The following is a 23,842-nucleotide window of genomic DNA, read 5'->3' on the forward strand; positions in this document are numbered from 1 at the left end:
TTTTCTCTTATTTTGAAATGTTTTTATCCTGTTGAAAATCATTTTGTTATTTGAGATTTTGAATGTGTTGATAATTGTTTATCTTTGCCGAAATCTGGTGAGCCGTAAAAAGCGCTTAAAAGGGAATCCGGTGAAAATCCGGGACAGACCCGCTGCTGTAAGCTCCACACCAAAGTTTCTGAAGAATATATCCACTGTTTTTTTATGGGAAGGATTTCAGAAACGGAGTAAGTCAGAAGACCTGCCAGAAAATAAACGTTTGACGCTTTCGTGGAATAAAGCTTAGGACAACAATGATTCTGTGCAGTGAATGCTGTGCTTTATCGTTGCTTTCTTATATCCATTAGCGTCATCATTATTCTAAATGAGCTAATGGTGACAAAACTTACTGCTTCTCTGTTTCAAAAGGGAGCTATCACATTTTTTGTGGCAGCCTCTTATCTTGTATTCTCCCAGTCTAAGGACAGCATCCGGGAGAGAACAATTCTTCCTGTTCAGATTTATAAAAAAGATTTTAAAGAAATCCTTCCGGCTCAGATTTTATCGGGAGAGCAGCTGGAAAGGCTGAACAGCCAGTCGGTGGCAGATGCCCTGCGGTATTTTTCCGGTGTCCAGATCAAGGATTACGGAGGAATGGGAGGGCTGAAAACCGTCAATATCCGGAGCATGGGAAGCCAGCATGTCGGAGTTTTTTATGACGGGATTCAGCTTGGAAATGCACAGAACGGAGTGGTAGATCTTGGAAAATTTTCCCTTGATGATATTGAGGCAATTTCTCTATATAACGGCCAGAAAAGTGAAATCTTCCAGCCGGCAAAGGATTTCGGATCTTCAGGATCTATTTATATTCAGCCTAAAACACCTGTATTTAAAGGAAATCAGAAAACAAACTTAACGGTCAGACTGAAACTAGGGTCTATCAGCCTGTTTAATCCCTCATTCCGTCTGGAGCAGAAGATTTCAGACCGGGTTTCAGCAAGCTTCAGCTCAGAATTTGTACAGAGCGAGGGATTGTACAAGTATAAATATCAAAAGAAAAATACTGACGGATCTGTTGCCAATGACACCATTGCCAGAAGGTATGATTCCTATATCAGGGCCAAACGTTTTGAAACCGGGTTCAACGGAACTCTTAATGACGGAAGCTGGAGCGTCCGCGGCTACGGATATATTTCAGACCGTGGAATTCCTACAGCTGTTGTGAATAATGATTTCGGACCTAAAGGACAGTACATGCTGGATGAAAATTATTTTATTCAGGCGAATTTCAGGAAAAAGCTGTTCCCTAAATTAGAAAGTCAGTTTAAAGCTAAATTTGCCTACGATTATTCCAGATTCCTGGATATTGCCAATGTATCCACAACAGCACTGCGTATTGATAATACCTATATTCAGAGGGAACTCTATTTTTCTTCATCTAACATCTATTCCATTACTAAAGACTGGGATGTAAGCGCAAGCTTCGATTTTCAGTATAATAATCTTGATGCTAGTCTGAAGGATTTTTCATTTCCTACCCGCTATACTTCACTCCTGGCTTTTGCTACAACCTACCAGTGGAAAAGATTTAAATTCCTGGGAAGTGTTCTTGGAACGTTCGTACATGAAAACGTGGAAAAAAATGCAAAATCTCCTGACAAAACGGAATGGGCGCCTTCTGCATTTCTGAGCTATCAGCCCTTTGATTCAAAAGATTTTTCCGTAAGGGCCTTTTATAAAAGGATTTTCAGAATGCCAACCTTCAATGATCTGTATTACACCATGATTGGAAATGTCATGTTGAAACCTGAATTTACCAGACAGTATGACATTGGTTTTACTTACCAGAAACTCTATGATCATGAGTTTTTTAAAGGAATTTATGTGAAAGCGGACGGATATTATAATGAAGTGGAAAATAAAATCATCGCCGTGCCTACGACCAATCTGTTCAGATGGATGATGACGAATCTCGGAGAGGTGAAAATCCTGGGGGCGGATGTCAATGTCCAGGCCGAATTCGATGTTCATAAAGTGAAGCTGAAACCTCTGCTAAGCTATACCTATCAGAGGGCTGGGGATTATACTGACAGAAAGGAAGACTATTATGGAGATCAGATTTCCTATGTGCCGTGGCATGCCCTGACTTTTACGATGATGGCAGATTATAAGGACTGGAGTTTTAATTACAGCTTTATGTATACCGGAGAACGCTATGATGCGCAGCTGAATAATATCCGGGCTAATTATCTTCAGCCATGGTATACCCATGATCTTTCCGTTCAGAAAAAATTCAACTGGCATTCCCACCAGATCAAAGCCGGTTTTGAGGTCAACAATGTCCTCAATCAATATTATGACGTGGTAAGGAATTATCCTATGCCCGGAAGAAATTTTAAACTCATTGTAAGCTTTACATTATGAAAAAACTAAACTTTTACCTCTTGGCTTTTGCCATGCTGTGCCTATTCTCATGCCGGACGGATGATTACGTGATCCCCTCGGAAAAAGATGAGGTAAGCAGCGGAGAAGACACACCTGTTAAAGGCTTTTATCTTCTGAACGAAGGAAATATGGGAAGTAACAAGTGTACTCTTGATTATTATGACTATGCCAGCGGAGTCTATCATCGGAATATCTATGGAGAAATCAATCCGAATGTGGTTAAAGAGCTTGGTGATGTAGGAAATGACATCATGATTTACGGAAGTAAAATGTATGTAGTGGTGAATGTTTCCAACAAAATTGAAGTGCTGGATGCCAAAACGGCTAAACGTATTAAGACCATACAGCTGCAAAACTGCCGTTATATGAAATTTAAAGGTGGAAAAGTGTATGCCAGCAGCTATGCCGGCCCTGTTGAGCTAAATCCAAACTCACCTCCCGGGAAAGTAGTGGAGATTGATACAGCTTCCCTGGCGATTGAAAGACAGGTGGTGGTAGGATATCAGCCTGAAGAAATGGAAATTATCGGAGATAAGCTTTTTGTAGCCAATTCCGGAGGCTATATGTTCCCGAATTATGACAGGACAGTTTCTGTGATTGATCTTAACAGTTTTACAGAGACCAGAAAAATTGATGTGGCAATCAATCTTCACCGTATCAGAAAAGATAATTACGGAGATCTCTATGTAAGTTCCAGGGGAGATTACTATAATATTCCATCCAGCCTGTTTCTTGTGGATGCTGCTACCGGAACCGTTAAAAAGGACTTCCATGTTGCAGTAAGCGGAATGACGATTGTGAATGACAAACTCTATTACTATGGCAATGAATTCAATTACAATACCCATAGTTATGTTAAAACTTTCGGCATCATTGATGTAAAAACGGAACAGGTAATCACGAATAAAATTATAGACCAGCAGTATGCCGATGAGATCAAAGCTCCGTACGGAATTGCAGTAAATCCTTATACAGAAGACATCTACCTTACCGATGCCCGGAACTATGTGACTACGGGATATGTATACTGTTTCGACAAAACCGGAAAATTCAAATGGAAAACCGAAGGCGGAAATATTCCTGCCCATTTTGCTTTTTTATACAAATAATCGAATGAAAAAATGGAAAGAAAAACTTTGAATATTATAAAAACGATACTTTTCTCTTCTGTTCTTTTAGGAACGGCAGCCTGTAAAAGTGACACTGAAGAAATCATGGAAGAAATAACTTTTCCTTCAGAAGTACTGAAAGAGTCTTATACAATTGACAGGCTTAAAATTTTAAACATTGATCCGAAGATTGAAGGAAAACTTACCTGGAGCATCAATGACTCTGTAATTTCTGAAAACCTGCAGCTGGATTTTGTAAGCGCTTATGCCAAAACATATCCGCTGACTTTGAAGGTTGAGGTAAAAGGTGCTGTGAAAATCTACAAATCATCTATCATTGTGAATCAGGAGTCGGCCCCCTACAGTAAATATATCAGCAATGTTTTTGAATACCGTCCGGCGGTAGGCCAGTTCATCAATGAAATGCCCGAATACCTGAACGGTAATACAGAAGCTGACATGGTAAGAAAAGCGAAAGAGTCCCTTGTCGGCGGAAATTCAACGATGATTACCCTTGGCGGATATGGAGGCTATGTTGCTTTCGGTTTCGATCACACCATTCCTAATCTGGAAGGGCGGGATTTTAAAATTCTTGGAAATGCTTTCTGGGGAAATAGCTCCAATGCTGCCAGGTCCGGATCATGTGAGCCTGGAATTATCATGGTGGCCTATGATAAAAACAAAAACGGAAAGCCGGATGAGGACGAATGGTATGAAATCGCCGGCAGCGAATATTTTAAGAATACCACTCTTAAAAATTACAGCATAACTTATTTCAAACCTAATGAAAATAAACCTCCCGTTCCCGGAAGTGAGTTTTGGCAGACTGATGTGGAGTACATCAAATGGCAGGATAATAATGGGACTTCTGGATTTAAAACTAAAAATACCTTCCATGCACAGAGCTATTATCCTTTATGGCTTTCCCAGGCTTCTTACAGCTTTACAGGAACCCGGCTGAAGGATAATTTTTACGACCAGAGCGGAACGGGAGCTTATTGGGTAGGGGCATCCTATGATTACGGATATGCAGATAATGCACCGAATAATGATGAAGCTTCCAATATTGATATTTCATGGGCCGTAGACAGAAATGGTAATTATGTTAAGCTCCCCGGAATCGATTTTATTAAGGTATATACCGGAGTAAATCAGGAAGCCGGATGGCTCGGTGAAGTTTCTACAGAAGTAGCCGGAGCATATGATTTGCACCTCAATTAAGAAATCAGAATATAAATCAATTTAAAATAGTAACTACAATGAAAAAGTTTTACCTTTTTACAATGCTGTTCCTGTTCGCATTTATGGCGAATGCACAGGTTACAGTGCAGGGCGTTCCCAGGAATGACATCCAGAGAAATGAACAGCTTAATACTACATTAATTCCCAATATTAGCTTCTCGGACATCCAGTATTGGGTAGGAACAGGTTCTAATGAAGCTGCCTTTGTTGTCCAGTGGAATGACAGTAAAAACCCGGATGCTATGGTTTGGGGATACCGATGGAACGGAAATGCAACCGGAGAAGATATGCTGAAAGCCATTGCCCAGGCAGATCACCGTTTTTTCTCACTTCTTTATCCGGGAACCCAATTTGGAACGGCAGTAGGAGGGCTGGGTTTTGATCTGAATGGACAGAATACCAATGCTCTCTATAAAAACGGGAATACAACCTATCCGCTTTATCCGGTAAGTGGTATCGTGAACACTACACAATACGATTTCGACAGCTATGCTGCTGCAGATGCGAATGATCACTGGCAGTCGGGATGGAATACCAACGGATATTGGTCGTACTGGGTGAAAGACCCTACAGATAATGATTTCGGGTATTCAGGATTAGGAGCCTCTTCCCGTACTTTGCAGAATGGTTCATGGGATGTATGGAATTTTAATGTTGCCTTTAGTGAAGCTCCTATTTCATCTACCATGACACCCGTTTCCCCTTATGTATCTTCAACAGATTTTACCAACGGATTCTTTATGGTGAATGAAGACTGGTTCGGGCATACCAACGGCTCTGTGAATTTTATACACAACAATGGCCAAATCAGCTATCGTGTTTACAGCAATGTTAATAATAATCATGCTTTCGGAGCAACTACCCAGTACGGTACAATTTACGGTGACAAATTTTACTTTATCTCAAAACAGGCAGCAGATGGTAATGACACTCAATATACCCCTGGGGGAAGATTGGTGGTTGCCAATGCACAGACCATGCAGAAAATTGCAGCGTTCAATGATATTGGAGGCGGAGACGGAAGATCTTTTGTAGGTGTGAATGAGCACAAAGGGTATATCGGGGCTTCTAACGGAATTTATACGTTTAATATTGATAATCTTCAGGTTGGAAGCTTAATCACCGGAACCGGAGGTGGAAGCCAGTATTCAGGGCAGGTCGGAAATATGATTCGTACCTCCCGATATGTATTTGCCGTAAAACAATCGGCAGGAATTCTGGTGATTGACCCTAATACTGATGCGATAGTTTCTACCATTTCGGGAGCTTATCATTCTGTTGCTCAGGCAAAAGATGGAACTGTATGGGCAATTCAGGATCAAAAGCTTGTAAATATTGACCAGAATACTTTGGCGACAACCGTATATAATATTCCGTCAACAAAATACTTAGGGTCTTGGGGGGCCTGGAATGCCGGAAGCTTTACAGCAAGTACAAAGCAGAATGTTCTTTACTGGATTAATTCGGTTAACAGCTTTGTTTCCGGAACACAGATCGTAAAATTTGATGTAACAAGCAGAACTTTCAATGAAAACTTTGCCGTTATTCCAGGACAGACAGGACAATTCAAACAGATTCCTTATGGTGCCGGACTACGCGTAAACCCTGTAACAGATGAATTAATTCTTAATACAACAGAAAGTGGCTTTGGAGCCCACTATCAGAAAAACTGGATCCATACTTTTGATGCCAGCGGAACCCTTACCAACACGAAGATTCTTAATGATTATTACTGGTTCCCTGCGGTGGCTGTATTCCCGGATAACGGTGCTCCGGTAATAAGCACAGCATTTCCTTCGCAGGCTTCAGTAGGAAATGTAACAACTATTGATTTGAAAACAGCTGTTGCTGATGAGGATAATATAAGCGCTTCAGTGGTGAAGACCCTGAAATCAAACTCTAATCCTGCTGTTGTTTCTGCGGTGATCAATGGAAATGACGAACTTGTTCTGACGCCTGTTACAAGCGGATCTGCCAATATTGTTATCAGCTTCAACTCTAACGGAAAAGTGGTTGAAAAAACACTATCTGTAACCAGCACAACATCCAGCCTGGCTACAGCAGAAGTGAAAAAGCTTGAATTCAGTATTTATCCAAATCCTGTTTCCGATATGCTGAACATTAAAACAGCAGATAAAGTTCTGAATGTTTCTGTCTATGATATTTCCGGGAAACAGGTGAATGCACCGTTCCAAAACGGACAGATCAATGTAAGCATGCTTCCGAATGGAATGTATATTCTGAAAGCAGTTACGGATAAAGCCGTTTATCAGCAGAAACTGATTAAAAAATAAACCACCATATTCACTCATTTTATTTTAATAGGAATCGGCGGCCCAACGGGCCGCCGATTCTGTTTTATCATTATAATATCTTAAAATTATGGTATAATTCTGATCTTTTTAGAATATGTCTTTTTATCTTTTGTTTCAATATTCATGATATAAATCCCTTCAGGCTGCCTTGCTTCAAAAGTATTGGATTTTATTGTGGAGCTGAATACCTCTTTTCCTGATGTATTGGTAAGGGTAACTTTTGATCCCTCAAAAGAAGAATCTCCAGAAAGTGTGATCTGTCCGTTTTGACTATGAGCCATAAAATTGATAAACGGATCTTTGTACTGGTATGCATAATAAACTCTAAGTGCACCATTCACGCTAAGAAGACCACCGTTAAGGTTTATTTTGATACGGTCGTAAGGCTTATTCATGGTAAGCTCAATTTCTCCCTTGCTTGGGTCTGTACCCCCGAGTTTAATTGCGTTGTTGTTAAGATTCTGGTAGTCGTTGTTAGATACATCACCGTTGAAGGTCTCGATAGAGATTCCACTGATCAGCTGTGCCGCCAGCATGGTCTGGTCCGATCCGATTCCGATAACAAGTTTGTTAGTATTAGCGGCAATATTAGTGGATGGAAAAATCAATACCTGTTCCGTTCTTGCCAGTAATCCCACTGAAACCTGAATCGTAGAATAATCATCTTCATTGCTTCCTACAGCATTTTGTGGATTTAGTACACCGCAGCCTAAACAGATTCCAACAACCTGATTGGTCTGGCTGCTTGCATAGATTTTAGAAATCTGAGCAAAAGATGTGCTCATCAGGGACAGGGTAGAAGCCAATACTAATGCTTTCTTCATAAACTGGCTTACAAATAAATTTGCTTTCATATGTTAAAATTTAGTTTTCTGGTGTTAATTAATGCAAATGTAAACATAAAATAATTATGTTAAGTAATTTATTTCATAATTGTGTGATTATTTAATATTGGTATAATATAATCGTTAAATTTTGTTTTTAATGTAAAGATTTGAAAGAGAGTACATTTAATATTGTTTTTAAGGATTATAAAAAATAAATCCGGGTAGTTTGTGGAACTTCCGGATTTGAGTGATTTATTTAGCTAAAGCCTTTTTGAAAATCTTATATAAATTGTGTTTCATGCTGAAATTAATTTATAGTCTGCCACTTGCTGCTTTCTTCTTCTGTATTTTTAATACGCAGCGGCTTGAAGTTTTTGAAATCAGCGGTTTCATATTCGAGCTCATATAGATCGCTGCCGTTCACTGATCCCCTTTTTATAGCGACAAGATGGGCTGAGAGTAAATATCTGCCGTTCTTTTGTTTTTTGATAAATTGGGCATCGTGAACTCTTCCGTTTATAGAGTTAAAGCAGAAAGAGTAATTAACCGGAGCATATTTTTCAAGGTTGGCTAAAAAGTCACCCGCTTCCGGAATGGTAGAAATTTCTTTCAGTTTATTTTTTTCTATTTTAAAATGCTGAGAGGTGGAAAAGCTTCCCCGGTCATTTGTCCAGCCGATGATTTCGCCGGGAATACATTCAGTGATGATAATAGATTCATTAGGCTCTGTTCCTGCCAGTTTTGAAAACTCTTCAAGGGCAGGTTTCGGATATTTTTTATATCTGAAATTCTTTTGAATTTCTGAAACTCTTGGATGAGCCGTAGTTTCAAAGCTTTGTGCGAAAAAAGTAATGCTTACAAACAGGGAGGCGCTAATAAGTATTTTTTTCATGGATCAGTATTTTGAGAAAAAGGTGTATCGTTTTAGTCAAATTTAAATATTGTAAATCAGGTTTACAAATTAAACAGCGATAACTTTAGGGTAAAATAAACGACACGAAACATATAAAAACAAAAAAGGACTTTATAAAAAGTCCTTTTTGTAGCCCGTAGGGGAATCGAACCCCTCTTACCAGAATGAAAATCTGAGGTCCTAACCGATAGACGAACGGGCCCTCTATCTTCCATTACCGAAGTAATGTGTTAGTTTTGTTTTTATAAGTATCAACTCTTAAAATTTGTAGCCCGTAGGGGAATCGAACCCCTCTTACCAGAATGAAAATCTGAGGTCCTAACCGATAGACGAACGGGCCTACTATACTATTACGCTAATTTATTAACGTGTTTTGTTAATTTGCTTTTCAAGTTAGCCGCTTTATTCTTGTGGATAATGTTTTTCTTAGCTAATTTATCCAATAATGCGATTACTTTTGGCAATTGCTCTGTAGCTACAGCTTTGTTTTCTTCATTTCTTAAAGCTTTCAAGGCTGTTCTAGCAGTCTTGTGATAATATCTGTTACGAAGTCTTCTAGTTTCGTTTTGTCTGATTCTCTTTAGTGCTGATTTATGATTTGCCATATCGTTCAAATGTGAGTGCAAAACTATAAACTTTTTTTTAAACTACCAAATTTATTTTCAGAAATTTTTAATTTTCTTCTGACAGGTACTTTCTGAGTTTATCTATTGCTTGTTCTATTTTTAAATTTTCCTGTTCTTTTTCTATTTTTTTGATCGTGTTTCCCAACATGATCATAGCATTGTTCCATTCTCCAGTAGTATTGGTGAAAGTAAGGTTATCTATTGTTACTTCAAAAGCAACCCTTTCTCCGGTCCTGTAAAGTCTGAAACTTATTTTATCATCCCTGCCTGTAATCCCGTCTTCATTGATTTGTAAATCATAACTTTTTGGGTTAGAGTGGATTTTCTTAAAAAGCAATTTCGCTTCTTGTATTTTTAAATCCGGCATGATATCAAATTTGGTAGCCTATAGGGGAATCGAACCCCTGTTGCAAGAATGAAAATCTTGAGTCCTAACCACTAGACGAATAGGCCAAATTTTGAGGTTGCAAAAGTAATAATTAAGTTTTTAACTTCAAAATTATTTTTTAATATTTATATAATTTTAATGATTGATAACTTTTAAACAACTGATGTTATTGTGGTTACATTAAAGCTTTTTTTATCTGAAATAACCGGCCATTTGCCAAGAGGGCAGCTGTCATATAAATTAGATAAGAAATTTAGAGCCTGTTTAATTCTTATCTAAAATATAGATCCGATATTATCCAAAAATAAAAAATTTTATTTTATAAAAAGAGCCTAATCAGTAAAAGGCTCCTGAAAATAACATTAAGTTTTTATATTCAGGGGAATTTTACCGTCATAAAAAAAGCGGCCGTAATGCACAGCCGCTTTATTGTATGTTCCGGGAAAAGAATTGTACTATTTATACACCTTTTGTATCACCGTGTTTTTTATTCCTTTGGCTTCAATATCTTTCTGAAGCTTTACGGCATCTTCCAAAGTATATACTTTTCCGTAAGTATAATAGAATACGCCATTATCTTTGTTTCTTTCCACATCTTTCAGGGTCTGAAGGATAAATGAATTTCCGTTCAGTTTTTCACCGGTGTATACCTCTATCGTATAATAACCGGTAAGAAGTTTCTGATTCGGCATAAATCCTACGGCAAAAGCATTTCTGAAGCCCGCGTCTTTAGCTGTTCTTAGGTTGATGTCTTTTACGGAAGCCATATTGGTTACACCATAATAATATTTATACTGTCCGTTTTCTTTAAGAGGAAGGATATAGTTCAGCCCTTTTAAAGCCGGATCTCCGTCATTATACTTAGTAGGAGAGCTCATCAGTAATATTCTGAAATCATTTTTCAATGGCGTTTCGGCAGGTTTTTCAGGTTCCGGTTTTTTAATGGCAACAGATCCCCCTGATTTTCTGTCAAGAGCTTTTTTATAATTAATAACCGCATTGTAGATATTTTCTGCAACCTCGTCTTTGCCTTTATCGGAATTCAGGTATTGGGCATCCTCATAATTGTTAACAAACCCTGTCTCAATTAATACAGATGGCATGGCACTTCTTCTTAAGATGTGAAGGTTTTCCTGCTTTACCCCTCTTGAAAAACGTCCGCTTGCCGCAAAATTCGTCTCAATAAAGCTCCCGATAGTCAGGCTGTTTTCCAGATATTTGCTTTGCTGAATTTTAAGAGCAATTAACGATTCCGGAGAAGATGCATCATAAGAGGCAAAGGTTTCCTTATCTTTTTCATCAAGATAAATTACACTGTTTTCCTGTTTGGCTACTTCCAGGTTTTCTTTATTCTGTGCAGGCCCCTGAACAAAGGTTTCCGTTCCTCTTGCTGTAGCAGATCTGCTTGGTGAAGAGTTAACGTGTACAGAAATGAATAAATCAGCTTTGTTTCTGTTGGCAATATTGGTTCTGTCTGTTAATGAAGGATATTCGTCAATCTTACGGGTGTAAATTACTTTGAAATCCCTGTTTTTTTCCAGCATGGCTCCCAGCTTCAGAACAATGCCTAAAGTGACATCCTTCTCCATGACCAGTCCTATGTCCGGATAATTCCTGGTAGCCCCATGATCACCACCTCCATGTCCGGCATCTAAAACGATGATAAATTTCTTTTGCGAAAAAATAAAAGTGCTGGTAAGGATAAGGAGAAATGATAAAATTATTTTAAAATTTTGTTTGTGCATCTTACAGTTTTAAAAATTATATTAATTTTGAGCCTTAATTATATAGAATAAAATTGGCCAAAACCGTCCTCAAAAATATATTACAAATTTTAATTATCCTAATTTTTAACAATTTTTTAGCACAGAAAACGTCTGGAAAATTGCCTGAAAATGCGGTTAATGATACTATTCCCAAAAAGGATACCATCATTGTAAAGAAAGAAGCTTTAGAAGATGTTCTTCGTACCAAAGCCGATGATCAGAGAAGGGATGTTCCTAAAAAAATGACATTTCTGATTAAAAGGGCCCAGGTGAAATACCAGGATATGCAGATTGATGCAGATTATATTTCTATTGATGATAATAAAAATGTGATCTATGCACGCGGAAAGCTGGATTCATTAGGGAAGATCATCGAACCTGTAATAACCATGCAGGGCGGAAAAAAATATGAAACCAACGAATTCAGCTATAATACCAAAACCAGGCAGGCCATTGCGTACAATGCCAGGACTGAGGAAAGTGAAGGGGTAATTACCGCACAAAAAACCAAAAAGTATAACGATTCTGTATTCGCCATGAGGAATGCAGATTATACAACCGATGATTACTATATCAAGAAAAAAGATACGGTATCGGATTATTTTATGCGGGCTTCCAATATAAAGCTGATCAAATCCAAAGAAAAATCCCAGATCGTTACAGGACCAATCCAGATGTATATAGAAAAGGTTCCCACACCTTTAATACTGCCGTTTGCCGTTCTTCCTTTTTCAGCAAAAAGAGCCGCCGGGATCCTTATCCCGAGTTTCGGGGAAAGGGAAGATGTAGGATTCTTTCTCAATGGACTTGGATACTACCAGCCAATTGGGGAACATTTTGACCTTAAGGTCCTTGCAGATATTTATACCAAAGGAAGCTGGAATATACGTCCACAGATGAGCTATCTGAAAAAATACCGGTATTCGGGAAGCTTTACAGCAGACATCGGAACAATGGTCAGGGGAATCAAAGGACTGGAGGATTATACCAAAAACAGTACCTATAGAATTACATGGAATCATTCGCAGGATACAAAGGCCAATCCGTTCCTTACATTCAGCGCTTCGGTGGATATTGTAAGTACTAAGTTTTATAACAATCCGCTGAACAACAACTATATTTTCAATCAGAATGTTCTGAATACCCAGCAGAATTCAACGGTAACCCTTACCAAAAGATTCCTGAAACTGCCAATGACGATTACGGGAACTGCCTCTTATGCACAGAATTTTGCAACAGGACTCTCAGATCTTCGTCTTCCTCAGATGAATGTGGCCATCAACCAGTTTTACCTATTCAAGTCTAAAACAGGAGTAAGAGAAGGACTTCTTGAAAATATTACAGTGAATACAGGTTTTAACCTGACCAATTTTGTCAACACTCAGGAAAATGAGCTTTTTACGAAAGCGATGTGGGATAAAATGCAGACTGGTCTTAAAAATAATATTGCATTAGGAACCAATACGACACTGGCAAAATATTTTACATTCAGTTTAAGTGCAAATATTGATAATGCATTAACGACAAAAACCCTGAATAAATATTATGACCCTGTAAAAAATGTTGAAGTAGATGAAATACGGAAGAATGTTGCAGGGTATTCCACTTTCTCCACAACAGCCAGTCTTCAGACAACACTGTACGGCGGGCTTAAGTTTAAAAAAGGAGCAGCTATACAGGCGATAAGACATATGATGACTCCAAGTATCGGGTTTACTTACTCTCCGGATTTCGGAAGTCCGAACTTCGGATATTATAAAAACTTTTACAACGCGCAGGGAGCCCTTACACCATATTCCATCTTCGAAAAGGGAATTGTAGGGACGCCTCCAAGCGGAATGCAGGGATCGCTGGGATTAAATATCGGGAACAATATCGAGATGAAAGTAAGATCTAAAAAAGATTCTACCGGAGTGAAAAAGGTTAAAATCTTTGAGGCTTTGAATTTTTCAGGAAGCTACAACTTTGCTGCTAAAACACATCCTTGGTCCGTATTTACATTCAGCGGACAGTCTTCTTTCTTCAATAACAAACTTAGCGTTAATACAAGTCTTGCTTTAGATCCTTATAGAATTGCTTTTGCTCCCGGGGAAGATGTTGGAGTAAGAACAGAAGATTTCGGGCATTTCAGCGTGCAGGGCTTCAATGTTCAGATGTCATATCCCCTAAGCAGCGAGCTGTTTGGCGAAAAGACAGATTATGCCAAAAAGTATTCTTCAAAAGGAGAAGTAAGAAACGAAAATTATTATTTTGATGATGATAATTATGCGCATTTTGATCAGGCATGGACTTTGAATGTTAATGCTAATTATGCCTATTCAAAAGGGACTTCAAGATTAGGAAATAAAATTGCCTCAATAGGACTTGACGGAAGCATCAAACTTACCCCTTACTGGAATATCAACGGAAGTACCCATTATGATCTTGTATCCAAAGAACTGGCTTATACAAGAATTGGATTCTCCAGAGACCAGCGAAGTTTTACAATTAATTTCAACTGGGTTCCTTTCGGGCAGTATAAAGTATATGATTTCTTTATCGGGATCAAAGCCAATATCTTAAGCGATGCCCTGAAGTACAAAGACAGAAGCTTTACGCAGCCTAATGCTCCTTTCTAGGATTGGATTGGCATTTGAAAATATAAATTTTATATTTGCATCCAGATAAAATTCTAATAAAAATTAAATTCTACATGAAACAAATAATCAACACAGTGAACGCACCTGCAGCTATCGGACCTTATTCACAAGCTAATATGGCCAACGGAGTATTGTATATTTCCGGACAGATTCCTGTAGATCCTGCAACTGGTAAACTGGTGGAAGGAATTGAAAAAGAAACGCATCAGGTAATGAAAAACCTTGAGGCAATCCTTACAGAAGCCGGAATGACTTTCAAAAATGTTGTAAAGGCTACCATCTTCCTAAAGAGTATGGATGATTTTGCCGTAATGAATGATATTTATGCATCATATCTGGATGCGGACAGCTACCCTGCACGTGAGACTGTACAGGTGTCATGTCTGCCTAAAAACGTTGATATTGAAATTTCAATGATTGCACATCAGGATTAATGAATTTTATAAGAAATACAATTGCGGTGCTCGTAGGTCTTGGTATAGCAGGGCTTATTATTACTCTTGGTATAAGAGCTTTTCCGCAATGGGTTACTTTCGATGCTTTTGCTCCTTTTGAGCACTGGCAGCGTTTTCTTTCTAGCATGAAGGATGATAATGCCTTCTTTGGGTTCCTGCTTTTTATTTCAGGATTGGGAACTACTATTGGGGGAGTAGCTACAGCACTTATCGTAAAGTATGCAAAGGTAGCATATGCTATCCTTATCGGCTTTATTATGCTTTTCATCGCCATGCTGGATGTTATCATATTTCCTTATCATCCTACCTTTTATAAGATTTCTATTTTCCTTACGTTTTTCCCGTTCTCATGGGTAGGAGGAAAAATTGTAGAAGTTATTTATGAGCGGAATAAAAAGAAAAGAATCGCTGAGAAAATGAACAAAAACAAATAAAAAACGCTGCAGGACTGCAGCGTTTTTTTGTTAATATGAAATGAATGTTTCCAGTATTGATTAAGGCATTTTGAATCCTTTGGTATAAATTCTTCCATAGTCATCCACAAATTTCACCTGAACATTCCCCTGATACTTTTCCAGGATCTTTTCTATATCTTTTTGTGAATTGACAGGTTTTCCGTTGATTTCTATAATGATATAATTGTCTACAATACCTATTTTGGCCATTTCTCCGCCTTCTGCTACGCCCTTGGCAACTACACCGCTGTTCAGCCCGTATTCTGTTTTGAATCTTTCAGTAAGCGGATCAAACTCAGCACCAATCTTTTCAGTTACACTAAGGTCTGCTTTTGTTCTGGTAGAGGTTCCTCCTTTCTGATCTCTCAGGGTTACATTGGTTGTAGCCTCTTTACCGTTTCTTGAATACGTTACCAAAACCTTATCGCCAGGACGCTTGCTTCCGATAGACATGGAAAGGTCTGCAAAATCTGTGATGGCATAGCTGTCTATTTTGGTAATGATATCTCCTTTTTTCAGACCTGCATCCTCAGCACCACTGTTATCTCCAAAGCCTGTAACATATACTCCGGCACCTACTTTCAGGCTTGTTTTATTCTGTCTGTTATAAGCCTGAACCAGCTGATCATTGGATAAGTCTAAAGACTGAATTCCAAGGAATCCTCTCTGAACAATTCCGAATTTCTTGATGTCTTCAACAATCTTTCTTGCCAGGTTAGACGGAACGGCAAATCCGTACCCCTGATAATATCCTGTTGTAGACTGGATGGCAGAATTGATCCCGATAAGATCTCCGGCTACATTCACCAGTGCACCTCCTGAGTTACCCGGATTGATGGCTGCATCGGTCTGAATAAAGCTTTCAATAGGATTGGCTGCTTTCCCCTGGCTTCCCAGAATGCCGATTCCTCTTCCTTTCGCAGAAACGATCCCTGCTGTTACGGTAGAGTTAAGCCCAAGCGGGTTCCCTACAGCAAGAACCCATTGTCCTACTTCAATATTGTCTGAATTGGCAAAATTGAGATAAGGAAGTCCTTTTTCTTCAATCTTTAATAAAGAAATATCTGTATTAGGGTCTGTTCCTACCAGGGTAGCGATATATGACTTTTTGTTGCTTAATACAACCTCCAGTTTATTGGCGCCGGCTACAACGTGGTTGTTTGAAATGATGTATCCGTCAGGAGAAATAATTACCCCGGAACCCATTCCTGAAGGCATATTGTCCGGAGCCTGCTGCTGTCTTTGTCTCTGCTGGCCCCTTCCTCCTCCGAAAGGATCTCCAAAGAAGAAATCAAACAGATCCTGCTCTGAAGCTCTGCTGGTTGTTCTGCTCTGATAATTTTTAATGGTTACCACAGCCGGAACAGTAGTCTTGGCTGCTTTTACAAAATCATCACCCACAGCTCCTGTATTCATTCCTACAAATGATGCTGTAGGGGCTGCTGTTGTGAAAAAAGACTGGTCACCGTTATTATTATGCTGACCGAAATATTGTATTGTCCCAACGGTAGTAGCTCCTGAGACAACTCCCACTACTGCAAATGGTAATAGTTTTTTTAAAGTACTCTTCATTGTATATCTTTCTTTTTTTATTTATTAATTTTCCGTTTTATTGTAAGCAAATTTAATGCTAAATAAGTATGCAATTAATGCTAAGTGTTTCAATTTTAACTAAAATTTAACGGCTATTGTGTGATTTTATATATTATGTCATAATTGCAGCCGCCCCAATTAACAAAACTTAAAAAATTATTAAAGAAATGTGGACGATATGTCCAGTACAAGGTACGATGTAAAAATATAATGACAAAATGATCCCTGCATAAAGCTGCTTATTTCCCTCATCATTATTTTCCCGAAAAATGATTATCTTTGCAAAAATATTTTTCTCACTTAAAACGTTTATAGCATGCAACTGTATAACACCTTAAGCGCAGAAGAAAGAGCCCAGCTTATTGATGAGGCCGGTAAAGACCGTCTTACTTTGTCTTTCTATGCGTATGCCAAAATTGAAGATCCCAAAAAATTTCGCGACGAATTATTTATAGCCTGGAATGCCCTTGATGCTCTTGGCCGTATTTACGTTGCCCACGAAGGAATTAATGCTCAGATGAGTATTCCCGCAGACAATTTTGAGGCTTTTCGGGATACGCTGGAAGTATATGACTTTATGAAAGGAATCCGCCTGAATGTTGCAGTTGAACAGGATAATTATTCTTTTTTAAAGCTGACAATCAAAGTCAGACATAAAATCGTGGCAGACGGATTGAATGATGAGACTTTTGATGTTACCAATAAAGGAATTCACCTGAAAGCACGGGAATTTAATGATATGCTTGAAGATCCTAACACTATTGTAGTCGATTTCAGGAATCATTACGAAAGTGAAGTAGGACATTTTGAAGGGGCAATTACTCCTGATGTTGAGAACTTCAGAGAAAGCCTGCCGATTATCAATGATCAGTTACAGGATTATAAAGAAGATAAAAACCTTCTGATGTACTGTACAGGCGGAATCCGTTGTGAAAAGGCCAGTGCTTACTTCAAGCATCAGGGCTTTAAAAATGTATACCAGCTGGAAGGCGGAATTATTGAATATACCCGCCAGATAAAAGAGGAAGGCATAAAAAGTAAATTCATCGGAAAGAATTTTGTTTTTGACCACCGTTTAGGAGAAAGAATTACAGACGATATTATTTCACAGTGTCACCAATGCGGTAAGCCTTGTGATAATCATACGAATTGTGCTAATGATGCCTGTCATTTACTGTTTATCCAGTGTGATGAATGTAAAGCAGCTATGGAAAACTGCTGTTCTACAGAATGTTTAGAAACAATACATCTGCCTTTAGAAGAACAGCTGAAGCTGAGAAAAGGATTACAGGTCGGAAATAAAGTGTTCAGAAAAGGGAAATCGGATGCTTTGAAGTTTAAGAACTCAGGAGATTTACCAGCTAAACCTCTGGCAAAAGCTGAAACGAAAAATATCCGTCAGAAAATTGCGGTCAGAAAAACTTTGATCGGAAAAGCAGAACATTATTATTCAAAGTCCAAAATTGCACAGTTTTTACTTGAAAATAATGAGCTTTCATTAGGTGATAAAGTATTGATTTCAGGACCAACTACTGGTGACCAGGAAATAATCATTACTGAAATGCATGCCCATGGAGGACCTTGTGAGACAGCAAAACCAGGAGACCAGATTACTTTTCAACTTCCGTTCAGGGTTCGTCTGTCAGATAAATTATATAAAATTCTATCCTGAGGAACGGTATAATGTGCGGAATTATTTCTTCGGCTCAAAGATATAACGATCATAAAAATTTTGGTCTGTGATTAATGAATGGGTATTGATATCATTATGCAAAAATCCGAACTAAGAAAAAAATACATGCAAAAAAGAAAAGCCTTGTCTTCCGATGAGGCTTTCTTGTTATCAGAGAATATATTCAGAAATTTTTTAGATTATTTCAGCCTGAGGGAAGGCCAGAAAGTACATATTTTCATCCCTATTGAGAAGTTTAAAGAGATTGATACACAAATCTTCATCAGGTATTTTTTTGAACATGACATTAGGGTTTATGTGCCCAGGATTGTCGGGGATAAACTTATTGCTGTTGAGATTTTTGAAGATTCAGTCTTTGAAACCAATACTTGGGGAATTTCCGAGCCTGTTTCTGATACGGATTCCGGAGAAATTAATTTTGACTTCGTGGTCACTCCTTTACTGTATTGTGACCCTCATGGCAACAGAATTGGCTATGGAAAAGGATTTTATGACAAGCTTTTTCAATGTATCTCGCAGAATGCAAAAAAAATCGGGGTCAATTACTTTAACCCCGACGAATATGTGGATGATATCTGGGAAAACGATATCCCTTTAGATTACTTGGTAACCCCTGAAGCTGTGCTGTCTTTCTTAAGCGGGGCAGAGTAGAAATCCAGAAAATAGAATTTAAACTCTTTCTGCATTTTAGAAGGAGTTAATAGCAGAATATACTGGGCATTTTTTTCAAAAGTTCCGAGAGATTTCTTTTTGTCATCAAAATACTCCACATTGAATCTGGCATAATCTAATGTGTCTTTTTTATAAAATTCCTTATAAACATTCAGATTATTTACTTTTACCGATTTCACCTTCAGGCTGTCTAACTCTCTGAACAGCTTTTTGAATGTTAAAGAGTCAGGCTTGTGAAAATAGCTTTCCATCTGGGAGTAAATGGCTGTATCTATTTCTGTATTTCTGTTTCCTGTCAGGTAAAGAGTAGAGAGATCAAGAAGCTCCTGTACTTTTTGCTGGGTAATGGAATTGATGATCTGCATACTGTCTATCTGCACGGCAGGATAGCTTTTGGTATTGTTGCTGTTTCTTAATTTCTCAAGATCACTGACTGATTCTGTTTTTTTGTTATTGCAGGCAGCAAATGCAATAATAAGTACTGCTAGAAGTAAAAAGTTATTTATTTTTTTCATCTGTGGATGCAATTTTAAATTTAATAGATATTATTTTCCCTTTCTTATCCTTAATCATTTCTATAAGATTCAGGTTTTTTAAAGAAGTAGTAGGTGTGGTTACCAACGTGATGTACTTTTGTTTGTCAAGCCTTTCAATTCCGTAGATGTTATTGTCATAAATCTGATAAATTACGGCAGTATTGCTGATCAGGTTTTCCAGTTGACTTCTTTTCTGTTTAAGCAGTTCCGGATTTCCTTTGGCATCTTTTACAGAGAAATAATAAGCGGCCATTTTATAATCATCCGGTTTCAGCTCTATACGTTCTTCTTCCGGAGCGTTTTCCAGGCTTCTGGTTACCGTGAGCGGCTCATATAAAGGAGAGGTGATTACCATTTTCAGGTTTTTATCCTTTGTGGAATAATAAAAACACTCGTTCGGTTTTATTTTATAAAGGATAGGAGATTCATTGTCCTTCATCACCATTATATTAATCGTGTTGATGGCGGAAGTTCCCCTGTCTTTATCAACAAAACAATATTTATAGGTTTTTGAAAAAATTTCATCTTTAAAACCCAGAAGCCCGGTAATGGTAATTAAAATTGAGCTTACAATAGCCCAGATATGTTTTTTAAAGAAATTTTTCTTCGTCGGTGCTGGTATTATTTCAGTACTTTCTGTAGCTATTGTTTTTTGTTTAGTTGTTTGATTTTCAGTAGTTGTTTTTTGTAAATTGGTGTTTTCCTGTGGCTGGTATTCGGTTTTTTGAGGCTGAATCTCGGTTTTTGGAAGTTCCGGAGCCTCAGCAGCTGTTTTTTCCAGTTCAATAATGTCTTCTTCTTCAATTTCTTCATTTTCCTGAAGAAGTTCCCCGGCAAAAAGATGCTGTTTCTTGAACTCATACCATGAATCGTATCCCGCATAAATACTCAGTAAATTGAGCATGTCAATTCTTGGTAATTTAGTGACAGGTGAGTTTTTGAAATAGGTGTAGAATGACTTTTCACTGATGTTGCCTTTCGCTTTTTTGCGCAGGTCTTCCTGGAAATAAATAATATCAATCCCCTTCCATTTAGAAATATCATCATAGGAAGGAGTATATTCTTTTAAATATTGTGCCTGAACGTCTCTTTTAAGCTGTTCAAAATGCAATAGATCTAAATCTGTCAATTTTTTGTTTAATAATTAATTTGTTGATTATCAGTTATGTTTTTTTGTAAAACTATTTTACAAAGGTATTACAATTATTTTTCATAAACAACTTTTCTATCTGCTATACCTTTGTCTTGTTCAAATAACAGAACAGAAGAAAATTTTATAAAACAATATTAACAAAATTAAATTTAATTTATTATGAAAAAGTCATTATTCGTAGCTGCTATCGCTGCAATCTCTCTAGTTGCTTGTAAAAAAACTGAAGCTACTGCTACTGAAGGAACAACTGATTCTTCTGCAGCTGCTACTACTGATTCTGCTGCTAACGTAACTGATTCTGCTGCTAAAGTAATCGATTCAGCTGCTACTGCTGGTGTTGAAGCTACTAAAGATGCTGCTGCTGCTACAACTGCTGCTGGAGCTGATGCTGCTAAAGGAGCTGCTGCTGGTGCTGCTGACGCTGCTAAAGGAGCTGCTGATGCTGCTAAAGGAGCTGCTGACGCTGCTAAAGATGCTACAAAAGAAGCTGCTAAGAAATAATTTTAGCTTAAGCTTAACAATAAAGGAACCGTTTCACCCAGTGAAACGGTTTTTTTATGCTTTGTTTTTTAAGCTATGGTCTGAATAGATCAGAACAGTTTACTATTTTCTTCCGGGTTTTATCTCTGATTCATTGATCTTCTTTTCTGAAACTATCCTTTTTTCTGCCTTAAAGATTCGTAACATGTAATGGCAACAGCATTGCTCAGATTCAGAGAGTCAATACTTCCTGCCATCGGAATCAGGGTGTTTTTTCCTTTTCCGACCCAGAAATCACTTAAGCCGGAATGTTCAGTACCAAAAAGTACTGCAGAACGTTGCGTGAAATCTCTTCTATAAAGATCTTCAGCGGTTTCATCCATAAGGGTAGTGTAGATATTGAAGGTATTTCTCTGAAGAAACTGAAATACTTCTTCATTTTCAGCCTGATAAACCTCCATCCCGAAAAGACAGCCTACGCTGGATCTGATGACATTTGGGTTGTAAAAATCGGTTTTACCGTCTGCTACAATCAATGCATCAATGCCGAAGGCTTCGCAGCTTCTTAAAATGGCTCCCAGATTTCCGGGCTTTTCCACGCCTTCCACAATAATAACCGTAGCATTTTCTTTCGGAATAAATGATGATAAGGAAGCTTCTTTCGCCTGATATATACCGATAATCCCTTCAGAGCTTCCTCTGTAAGCTATTTTTTCATATACTTTTTCACTTACATAGTGAATTCTGGCATCAGGAAGCTTTCCTTTAAAGATATTTTCACAAATAAAAAACTCTACAGGTTCAAAGCTGTAGTTTAATGCTCTGTCATTCTCTTGCTGTCCTTCAACAACAAAAACTTTTGATTTTTTACGAAAACGGTTGTCAGCTAAGAGTTTAGTGACATTTTTTATTTTATCGTTCTGAAAGCTTTCTATCAACATTCCGCAAAATTATGCAAAATTTATGATGATATAGGCTGGCTTTATAAAAAGAATCTTCCGGTGCCTGTTCCGGTTTTCATAACTGCGGGCCCTCTGTTTCTGTGATATTGCTGTTATCGATAAGACTTGGCGGAAGATCTTTTTTGTTTTTAATTCCCAGTGATTTCAGCTTTTGCGTTTGAATGATAAGATTATCATTTCCGGTGTGAAGCTGTTTGTAAGCGTCATTATAAACATTTTTGGCCTGATCCAGATTCCTGCCTACTTTTTCAAGATTTTCCACAAAACCTACAAATTTATCGTAGAGTTTTGCTCCCCGCTCAGCAATTTCCATTGAGTTTCTGTTCTGATATTCGCGTTTCCAGAGATCAGCAATAAGTTTGAGGGAAGTGATCATGTTACTTGGATTCAGCAGTAGAATTCTTCTTTCATATGCATAATTCCACAGATTCTGATCGGCCTGCATGGCTGCAATATAAGCCGGCTCACTGGGAATAAACATCATGACGAAATCCAGAGATTTTCCATAATCATCATAAGCTTTCTGGCTCAGTTGAGTAATGTGGTTTTTAATGGAAGCAAGATGCTGGCTCAGTTTAATAGAATAAATATCGGGATCGTTTTCATCCACAAGATCTGTGAAAGCAGTCAGAGAAACCTTAGAGTCAATAATTACATTTCTTTCGTCCGGATATTTTACAACAGCATCAGGCCGCATTTTCTTACCGGAAAACTCAGAGAATATGGCGTTATTGTCCTCGTCACGCAGCTCATGTTCCAGAAAATATTCTCTTCCTTTTACCAGTCCTGATTTTTCGAGGATACTTTCCAGAATCATTTCACCCCAGTTTCCCTGGGTTTTACTTTCGCCTTTCAAAGCACGGGTTAATTTTTTGGCATCTTCAGAGATCTGCTGGTTAAGCTCTGCGAGCTCTTTTACTTTTTCAGCCAGAGAGAAGCGTTCTTTATTTTCTTTTTCATAGGCTTCATTGACTTTGTTTTTTAAATCCGCTATTTTTTCCTGAAAAGGTTCAAGAATATTTTTTAAATTATTTTGATTCAGTGTTGTGAATTTTTCTGTCTTTTCTTCTAAAATTTTATTGGCCAGATTTTCAAACTGTAGTTTAGATTCTTCCTGGATTTTTGTAATCTCTGCTTTCTGGGTTTCCAATGAGTGCTGAAGGCTTTCATTTTTCGCTGTTAGCTCAGCATTTTTAGCAAAAATATTCTGCTTTTCAGTAGCCAGCATTTCTATATGAGATGTTTGTCTGGTATTAAGCTGTTTTAGCTCCAGGAACTGTGCGTTCAGTGAAGTGTGTTCTGCTGATAATCTGGCAAATTCATTTTTCAGATCATTCAGAAGATCCTGATTGAGCAGATGCTGTTCTTTTTCTTTAGCATTTTCTTCGTTAAGCTCTCTGATCTTCTGAACTGCATTCGTAAGATCAGCAGTGCTTTTGATATATAAATTATTTAATTCATCATAGGAACTTCTCGAAACTGATGATGATTTCAGGGCAAAATATAAAATCAGGGCACCCAGAAGGCCGCCGGTCATACATCCGATAATTAAATAGGTCATCTCCATTTTTCAAAAGTATGAAAAAAGGGTGGA

Annotated in this window: 20 protein-coding genes, 3 tRNA genes and 1 riboswitch; of the genes, 10 read left to right on the plus strand and 13 right to left on the minus strand. The window is 38.0% G+C overall.

What is annotated here, in order from left to right; genetic code table 11:
- Positions 1–78 precede the first annotated feature (78 nt).
- Positions 79–264, plus strand: a riboswitch (cobalamin riboswitch).
- Positions 265–372: 108 nt separating this feature from the next.
- From AOB46_RS14815 to AOB46_RS14830, 4 genes are read left to right on the plus strand one after another with little or no spacing between them, the layout of a single operon-like run.
- Entirely contained in the window at positions 373–2,403 is a 2,031-nt protein-coding gene (locus tag AOB46_RS14815; protein ID WP_062700749.1) for a TonB-dependent receptor plug domain-containing protein, read from the plus strand.
- A complete protein-coding gene (locus AOB46_RS14820) occupies positions 2,400–3,533 on the plus strand; it encodes a YncE family protein (RefSeq protein ID WP_062700751.1) in 1,134 nt (377 codons plus the stop codon). The genes AOB46_RS14815 and AOB46_RS14820 overlap by 4 nt, the downstream gene beginning before the upstream one ends.
- Before the next feature lie 12 nt (positions 3,534–3,545).
- A complete protein-coding gene (locus AOB46_RS14825) occupies positions 3,546–4,754 on the plus strand; it encodes a hypothetical protein (RefSeq protein WP_062700753.1) in 1,209 nt (402 codons plus the stop codon).
- Positions 4,755–4,792: 38 nt separating this feature from the next.
- Positions 4,793–7,069: a DUF5074 domain-containing protein gene (locus AOB46_RS14830; protein ID WP_062700755.1), complete on the plus strand. Its 2,277-nt coding sequence runs from the start codon at positions 4,793–4,795 to the stop codon at positions 7,067–7,069.
- Positions 7,070–7,155: 86 nt separating this feature from the next.
- Here AOB46_RS14830 and AOB46_RS14835 read toward each other — a convergent pair whose 3' ends face one another.
- The 8 genes from AOB46_RS14835 to AOB46_RS14870 form a co-directional block, all read right to left on the minus strand.
- Entirely contained in the window at positions 7,156–7,944 is a 789-nt protein-coding gene (locus tag AOB46_RS14835) for a T9SS type A sorting domain-containing protein (RefSeq protein ID WP_062700756.1), read from the minus strand.
- 280 nt (positions 7,945–8,224) lie between these two features.
- Positions 8,225–8,809: a hypothetical protein gene (locus AOB46_RS14840; RefSeq protein WP_062700758.1), complete on the minus strand. Its 585-nt coding sequence runs from the start codon at positions 8,807–8,809 to the stop codon at positions 8,225–8,227.
- A 151-nt stretch (positions 8,810–8,960) separates the two neighbouring features.
- Positions 8,961–9,032: transfer RNA gene (locus AOB46_RS14845), tRNA-Glu, on the minus strand.
- A gap of 66 nt (positions 9,033–9,098) precedes the next feature.
- Positions 9,099–9,170, minus strand: a tRNA-Glu gene (locus AOB46_RS14850).
- A gap of 10 nt (positions 9,171–9,180) precedes the next feature.
- Positions 9,181–9,435, minus strand: coding sequence for a 30S ribosomal protein S20 (gene rpsT / locus AOB46_RS14855; protein ID WP_062700759.1), 255 nt, complete (start codon positions 9,433–9,435; stop codon positions 9,181–9,183).
- Between the two features lie 67 nt (positions 9,436–9,502).
- Complete coding sequence (locus tag AOB46_RS14860) at positions 9,503–9,823, minus strand: hypothetical protein (protein ID WP_062700761.1); 321 nt, start codon at positions 9,821–9,823, stop codon at positions 9,503–9,505.
- An 11-nt stretch (positions 9,824–9,834) separates the two neighbouring features.
- Positions 9,835–9,909: transfer RNA gene (locus AOB46_RS14865), tRNA-Glu, on the minus strand.
- Between the two features lie 390 nt (positions 9,910–10,299).
- Positions 10,300–11,589, minus strand: coding sequence for an N-acetylmuramoyl-L-alanine amidase (locus AOB46_RS14870; protein ID WP_082377161.1), 1,290 nt, complete (start codon positions 11,587–11,589; stop codon positions 10,300–10,302).
- Positions 11,590–11,642: 53 nt separating this feature from the next.
- On the opposite strand from AOB46_RS14870, the gene AOB46_RS14875 reads away from it, so the two are divergent.
- The 3 genes from AOB46_RS14875 to AOB46_RS14885 all read left to right on the plus strand — a co-directional run bounded on the left by AOB46_RS14875 (position 11,643) and on the right by AOB46_RS14885 (position 15,138).
- On the plus strand, positions 11,643–14,228 hold the full coding sequence (locus AOB46_RS14875) for a putative LPS assembly protein LptD (protein ID WP_062700763.1): 2,586 nt from the start codon (positions 11,643–11,645) through the stop codon (positions 14,226–14,228).
- 74 nt (positions 14,229–14,302) lie between these two features.
- Positions 14,303–14,683 carry a RidA family protein gene (locus AOB46_RS14880; RefSeq protein ID WP_062700765.1) on the plus strand — a complete coding sequence of 127 codons (381 nt, stop codon included), beginning with the start codon at positions 14,303–14,305 and terminating at the stop codon, positions 14,681–14,683.
- Positions 14,683–15,138 (plus strand): hypothetical protein, encoded by a 456-nt coding sequence (locus AOB46_RS14885; RefSeq protein ID WP_062700767.1) that lies wholly within the window; start codon positions 14,683–14,685, stop codon positions 15,136–15,138. The genes AOB46_RS14880 and AOB46_RS14885 overlap by 1 nt, the downstream gene beginning before the upstream one ends.
- A 60-nt stretch (positions 15,139–15,198) precedes the next feature.
- Here AOB46_RS14885 and AOB46_RS14890 read toward each other — a convergent pair whose 3' ends face one another.
- Positions 15,199–16,731 (minus strand): trypsin-like peptidase domain-containing protein, encoded by a 1,533-nt coding sequence (locus tag AOB46_RS14890; protein WP_062700769.1) that lies wholly within the window; start codon positions 16,729–16,731, stop codon positions 15,199–15,201.
- A 337-nt stretch (positions 16,732–17,068) separates the two neighbouring features.
- Here AOB46_RS14890 and AOB46_RS14895 point away from each other — a divergent pair, with 337 nt between their 5' ends.
- Complete coding sequence (locus AOB46_RS14895) at positions 17,069–18,424, plus strand: rhodanese-related sulfurtransferase (protein WP_062700771.1); 1,356 nt, start codon at positions 17,069–17,071, stop codon at positions 18,422–18,424.
- Between the two features lie 126 nt (positions 18,425–18,550).
- Positions 18,551–19,096: a 5-formyltetrahydrofolate cyclo-ligase gene (locus AOB46_RS14900; protein ID WP_241489224.1), complete on the plus strand. Its 546-nt coding sequence runs from the start codon at positions 18,551–18,553 to the stop codon at positions 19,094–19,096.
- Here the strand turns inward: AOB46_RS14900 and AOB46_RS14905 are convergent.
- Together AOB46_RS14905 and AOB46_RS14910 are read right to left on the minus strand one after the other, a co-directional pair.
- A complete protein-coding gene (locus AOB46_RS14905; RefSeq protein WP_062700773.1) occupies positions 19,045–19,632 on the minus strand; it encodes a hypothetical protein in 588 nt (195 codons plus the stop codon). The two genes, AOB46_RS14900 and AOB46_RS14905, sit on opposite strands and share 52 nt — an antisense overlap.
- On the minus strand, positions 19,616–20,782 hold the full coding sequence (locus AOB46_RS14910; RefSeq protein WP_062700775.1) for a hypothetical protein: 1,167 nt from the start codon (positions 20,780–20,782) through the stop codon (positions 19,616–19,618). The genes AOB46_RS14905 and AOB46_RS14910 overlap by 17 nt, the downstream gene beginning before the upstream one ends.
- A 183-nt stretch (positions 20,783–20,965) precedes the next feature.
- Between AOB46_RS14910 and AOB46_RS14915 the strand changes: the two genes are divergently transcribed.
- Positions 20,966–21,307, plus strand: a complete 342-nt coding sequence (locus tag AOB46_RS14915) for a hypothetical protein (RefSeq protein WP_062700777.1) — start codon at positions 20,966–20,968, stop codon at positions 21,305–21,307.
- 152 nt (positions 21,308–21,459) lie between these two features.
- On the opposite strand, the gene AOB46_RS14920 is transcribed toward AOB46_RS14915, so the two are convergent.
- Both AOB46_RS14920 and rmuC read right to left on the minus strand, forming a co-directional pair.
- Positions 21,460–22,227 (minus strand): TrmH family RNA methyltransferase, encoded by a 768-nt coding sequence (locus AOB46_RS14920; RefSeq protein ID WP_062700788.1) that lies wholly within the window; start codon positions 22,225–22,227, stop codon positions 21,460–21,462.
- A gap of 76 nt (positions 22,228–22,303) precedes the next feature.
- Complete coding sequence (gene rmuC, locus AOB46_RS14925; RefSeq protein ID WP_410470272.1) at positions 22,304–23,815, minus strand: DNA recombination protein RmuC; 1,512 nt, start codon at positions 23,813–23,815, stop codon at positions 22,304–22,306.
- Positions 23,816–23,842 lie beyond the last annotated feature (27 nt).

Origin of the sequence: Chryseobacterium indologenes (assembly GCF_001295265.1) — a bacterium.
Classification (GTDB): Bacteria; Bacteroidota; Bacteroidia; order Flavobacteriales; family Weeksellaceae; genus Chryseobacterium; species Chryseobacterium indologenes_A.